At 62.9% G+C, this 4,813-nt stretch carries 5 protein-coding genes; 3 read left to right on the top strand and 2 right to left on the bottom strand.

From position 1 onward, the window contains the following. Nucleotides 1-711, bottom strand: a 711-nt coding sequence (locus EN939_RS21190) for a mandelate racemase/muconate lactonizing enzyme family protein (RefSeq protein ID WP_164751123.1), incomplete at its 3' end; no start/stop codon positions are given. Nucleotides 712-771: 60 nt separating this feature from the next. After that, entirely contained in the window at nt 772-1,659 is an 888-nt protein-coding gene (locus EN939_RS21185; protein ID WP_027037785.1) for a sugar phosphate isomerase/epimerase family protein, read from the bottom strand. A gap of 399 nt (nt 1,660-2,058) precedes the next feature. Between EN939_RS21185 and EN939_RS21180 the strand changes: the two genes are divergently transcribed. The 3 genes from EN939_RS21180 to EN939_RS21170 all read left to right on the top strand — a co-directional run. After that, complete coding sequence (locus tag EN939_RS21180) at nt 2,059-3,114, top strand: sugar phosphate isomerase/epimerase family protein (protein WP_127269536.1); 1,056 nt, start codon at nt 2,059-2,061, stop codon at nt 3,112-3,114. 150 nt (nt 3,115-3,264) lie between these two features. After that, nucleotides 3,265-4,452, top strand: coding sequence for a Gfo/Idh/MocA family protein (locus EN939_RS21175; protein ID WP_127269535.1), 1,188 nt, complete (start codon nt 3,265-3,267; stop codon nt 4,450-4,452). A 38-nt stretch (nt 4,453-4,490) separates the two neighbouring features. Next, nucleotides 4,491-4,813, top strand: a 323-nt coding sequence (locus EN939_RS21170; protein ID WP_164751122.1) for a sugar phosphate isomerase/epimerase family protein, incomplete at its 3' end; no start/stop codon positions are given.

The following is a 4,813-nucleotide window of genomic DNA, read 5'->3' as shown; positions in this document are numbered from 1 at the left end:
GGCGAGGTCCAGATCGTTGACAAGGTGGATGAAGCGCTTGGCCTCGGCCACCGTGTAGGTGCCGTGCGCGTCGACCATCAGTTCGACATCGCGGCCGAGCGCCTGCCGTGCGGCCCGCACGCGGCCGGCCGAAATGTGCGCCGCGCCATCCATGGCGCCAACCCGCATCTTCAGTGCCCTGAAACCGCCCTTGGCGATGTAGGATTTCAACTGCTCGCCGATGGCGTCGGCAGCCGCCCAGCCGCCGGACGCGTAAGCCGGCATGCGATCGAGCTTGCGGCCGCCCAGCAGCCGCCAGACCGGAACGCCAAGCGATTTGCCAAGAATGTCCCACAGCGCGATGTCGACGGCGCTGATGGCAGCGATGCTCATGCCGCGCCGCGCCAGTTGCGGCATGGCGTGGCCGCCGCGCGCGGCGCTGTCGTGGCGCACGCCATTGTAGAGCATCTCCCATATGACGCCGATATCCGCCGGATCGCGGCCGACCAGCTGAGGCCCGACCTCATGGTTCAGCATGTGGACGAGTGCACCGTAGCTGCCGGCACTGCCGGCGGCGTTCTTGCCTTCGCCCCAGCCGACCAGCCCGTCATCGGTTTCGATGCGCAGGATGGCGGCGTCGAAGGTCGTCACCTGACCGAAGTCGCTGCGGTGCTGCCGAGCGGCTTCGATCGGAACGCGGATCCACCAGGCTTGGACGGACTTGATACGCATATTCTTCCCCAGCCCCGCCGCCGGTCAGGGCGGAAGGGCGAATTTCCCAGAGGCAGTCGGCTACTTGATCAGCGGCAGCAACGTTTCGGCGTTGATGCGCATCTGGTCGGTGTAGAATTTCTCGGTGAGCACGCTGGAGCCGTGGTCCTGGATGAACTTCAGCTGCTCGGGCGAGATGTCGACCGGATTGCGCTCGACCATGTCGGGATAGGGGGCTGCCGGCGTCCGGTCGACGGGCGCGACGAACTCATTGGTCAGCGCGCCGTCGTAGCCGATCTCGCGCAAGGTGGCGACGATCTTCGGCCAGTCGATCTGGCCGAGGCCGGCGGCAAACCGGTTGTTGTCGGCGACGTGGAAGTCGAACAGGCGCTTTCCGACCTGCCGGATCGCGTCATGGACGTTAAATTCTTCCATGTGGATGTGGTAAGCGTCGAGGCACACGCCGCATTCGGGGCTGACCGCGTCAGCCAGCGCCAGTGCCTGGGCGCCGCGATTGAACAGATAGGTCTCGAAGCGGTTGAGGGGTTCGACAGCGATCTTGACGCCGACCTTCTTGGCGTGGGTGAAGCATTCACGGGTGGCGTCGACGACCCACTTCCATTCCTCTTCTTCGGTCCCGTCAGGCACCACCTTGCCGACGGTGGCCGGAACCAGCGTGATGATCTCGCCATCGAGTTCGCTGACCATGGTCAGCACGTCCTTGACATACTGAACGGAACGCTCGCGCTGGCCCTGGTTCCTGGCGGCAAGGTTGCGCTCGCCCAGCATCAGGGTCACCGCGCCCCAGCAGCGAATACCATGCTCCTTCAGCAGCGCCCGGGTCTCCTTGGTCTTGTACTGCTCGGGCTCGCCGGAAATCTCGATCGACTCATAGCCGAATTTCTTGATGCGCTTGAGCGTCGTCTCCAAGGGTTCCGCGCGCATCCAGTTGTGCGTCGAAAGATGCATGGTCTGTCCTTCCCAAATCGTCTCTATGGTTCGCCTGCGACATGCATCGCCAAAAGGCGACACAAAGGTTCCTCCCCAAGGCGTTCCCAGCCTTTTTTCGCAAACTGGTTCGACCAATTGGGCCTGAGGCGAGGTCTACAGCAAATTCTCCAGATCGGCAAGAAGCGCTGGGGTGCAACTTTCTCTGTAGATTATTTCATTGATTATATTGAGATATATAGGCCTGCAACAGGTGATTTTGGGGTCTTGATGGCGCATTGCGCGGCTTGACCAAATTTCCACATTTGGTAATACCAGAATGGCGGTGCGTGCAAGCACCCGTTGAGAAAAGACCAAAGTGGCTGGCCCTGCTTCCAATCGGCGCTATGCTCGGTCGAGAGAGAAATGAGGGAGGATGCGATGCCGACGACAATGAAGGGCCCTGGGCTGTTTCTGGCGCAGTTCGCGGGCGACGCCGCGCCGTTCAACTCACTGGCGTCGATCACCAAATGGGCGGCCGGTCTCGGCTACAGGGGCGTGCAGATCCCGACCTGGGACGCGCGGCTGTTCGACCTCAAGAAGGCGGCTTCTTCCAAGGCCTATTGCGATGAGGTGAAGGGCATCTGCGCTGACGCGGGCGTCGAGATCACCGAACTGTCGACGCATCTGCAGGGGCAGTTGGTCGCGGTTCATCCAGCCTATGACGCGCAGATGGATGGCTTTGCGCCGCCGTCGGTGCACAACAATCCCGCAGCCCGGCAGGAGTGGGCTGTCGAGCAGATGAAGTTCGGCGCTAAAGCATCGCGCAATCTGGGCCTGAATGCTTCAGTGTCGTTTACCGGCTCGCTGGCTTTCCCTTACCTCTATCCGTTCCCGCAGCGACCGGCTGGACTCATTGAGGAAGCGTTTGGCGAGCTCGGCAAACGCTGGAAGCCGATCCTCGACGTCTACGAGGACAACGGCGTCGATGTCGGCTATGAAATTCACCCCTCTGAGGACGTGTTCGACGGCGCCACTTTCGAGATGTTCCTCGACGCGGTCGGCGGCCACAAGCGCTGCAATATCAACTACGATCCGTCGCACTTCCTGCTGCAGCAGCTCGACTATCTAGAATTCATCGACATCTATCACGAGCGCATCAAGGCGTTTCACGTCAAGGACGCCGAGTTCAACCCGACCGGCCGGCAAGGCGTCTATTCCGGCTACCAGAGCTGGACCAACCGCGCCGGGCGCTTCCGTTCGCTGGGCGATGGACAGGTGGATTTCGGCGGCATCTTTTCCAAGCTGACGCAGTACAATTATGATTCCTGGGCGGTACTGGAGTGGGAGTGCTGCCTGAAGCATCCGGAGGATGGTGCGGCCGAAGGCGCGCCTTTCATCGAGCACCATATCATCCGGGTGACCGAAAAGGCATTCGACGACTTCGCCGCCGGCACCACCGACAAGAAGATGCTGCGCGCCATGATGGGCATCTAGCGCGGTTTCCCCTCCCCCTCGAGGGGAGGGTGGCCCGAAGGGCCGGGAGGGGTCGGTTCATGCCGAGCTCTGCCTCAACGACCCCACCCGATCCGCTGCGCGGATCGACCTCCCCTCAAGGGGGAGGTGAGCAACAGCGAGGAGCAAGATATGGTCGGCGCATCGAAGTCGGAAACGGGAGGCGGCCCGATCCGCTACGGCATGGTCGGCGGCGGGCAAGGCGCGTTCATCGGCGCGGTGCACCGGATCGCGGCGCGGCTGGACAATGATTTCGTGCTGGTTGCCGGTGCTTTGTCAGCCGACCCGGCCCGTGCCAAGGCCTCGGCCGCCGAACTGGGGCTCGACCCCGCACGCAGCTATGCATCCTATGCCGAGATGGCCAAGGCCGAGGCGAAGCGCCCCGACGGCATCGAGGCAGTGGCCATCGTCACGCCCAACAATGTCCATGTGCCGGCAGCAAAAGCTTTCCTCGAGGCCGGCATCCACGTCATCTGCGACAAGCCGTTGGCGACGACGCTGGCCGAGGCGAAAAAGCTTGCGGCGATAGTCGAGAAGACCGGCAAGGTGTTCGTGCTGACGCACAACTACACCGCCTATCCGATGATCCGGCAAGCACGCGAAATGGTCGCCAAAGGTGTTCTCGGCGACATCCGCATCGTGCAGTCCGAATATCCGCAGGACTGGCTGACCGAGGATTTGGCCGCGACAGGCCAGAAGCAGGCGGCGTGGCGCTCCGACCCCAAGCAGGCAGGCGCCGGCGGCGCGCTGGGCGATATCGGCACGCATGCCTACAACCTCGCCCGCTTCGTCTCGGGGCTGGAACTGGACTCCCTGTCGGCCGATCTCGACGCCTTCGTGCCGGGCCGGCTTCTCGATGACAACGTCAACGTCATGCTGCGCTTCAAGCCTATCGGCAAGACGCATCCGGCCAAGGGCATGATCTGGGCAAGCCAGGTGGCGCCCGGCCACGAGAACGGGCTGAAGCTGCGCATCTATGGCTCCAAGGGTGGGCTGGAATGGGTGCAGGCCGACCCGAACTATCTCTGGTACACGCCGTTCGGCCAGCCGAAGCAATTGATCACCCGCAACGGCGCCGGCGCACTGCCGGTGGCGGGCCGTGTCAGCCGCGTGCCGTCGGGCCATCCCGAGGGCTACCTCGAAGGTTTCGCCAACATCTACCAGGAGGCCGCACGCGCCATCCGGGCGGCACGCCGCAAGGGTGGCAAGCCGCCCAAGGATGTCGTCTTCCCGACCATCCAGGACGGCGTAGAAGGCATGGCCTTCATCGAGGCCTGCGTGAAGTCGTCGAAGAAGAATGGGGCGTGGACGAAGCTCTGAAATAGAGGCGGCCGGGGGATTCAAGGGGAGGGGCGTCGATGAAAATCGGCATGTGCATGTTCTTGTGGACGACGGCCGTGTCGAAGAAACACGAGCCGCTGTTGCGCGACATCAAGGCAACGGGCTTCGATGGCGTCGAGATACCGATCTTCGCCGGCGCGCCGGACGATTATAAAAAACTCGGCGATCTGCTCGACCGCATCGGACTGGAGCGGACCTCGGTTTCGGCCATGGGCGATCCGGCGATGAATTTGATCTCGGCCGACGCGGCGACGCGCAAGGCCGGTGTCGACTATATGAAATGGGCGATCGACTGCGCGCAGGCACTTGGCGCCGACACGCTGAGCGGCCCGCTGCATTC

The organism is Mesorhizobium sp. M7A.F.Ca.CA.002.05.1.1 (genome assembly GCF_003998335.1).
Classification (GTDB): Bacteria; Pseudomonadota; Alphaproteobacteria; order Rhizobiales; family Rhizobiaceae; genus Mesorhizobium.
This window is presented reverse-complemented; position numbering and strand designations above follow the sequence as displayed.

Excerpts from the sequence above, each read along its gene's own strand:
- EN939_RS21180 (WP_127269536.1), top strand. The coding sequence starts at position 2,059 with ATGCCGACGACAATGAAGGGCCCTGGGCTGTTTCTGGCGCAGTTCGCG.
- EN939_RS21175 (WP_127269535.1), top strand. The coding sequence starts at position 3,265 with ATGGTCGGCGCATCGAAGTCGGAAACGGGAGGCGGCCCGATCCGCTAC.
- EN939_RS21185 (WP_027037785.1), bottom strand. The coding sequence starts at position 1,659 with ATGCATCTTTCGACGCACAACTGGATGCGCGCGGAACCCTTGGAGACG.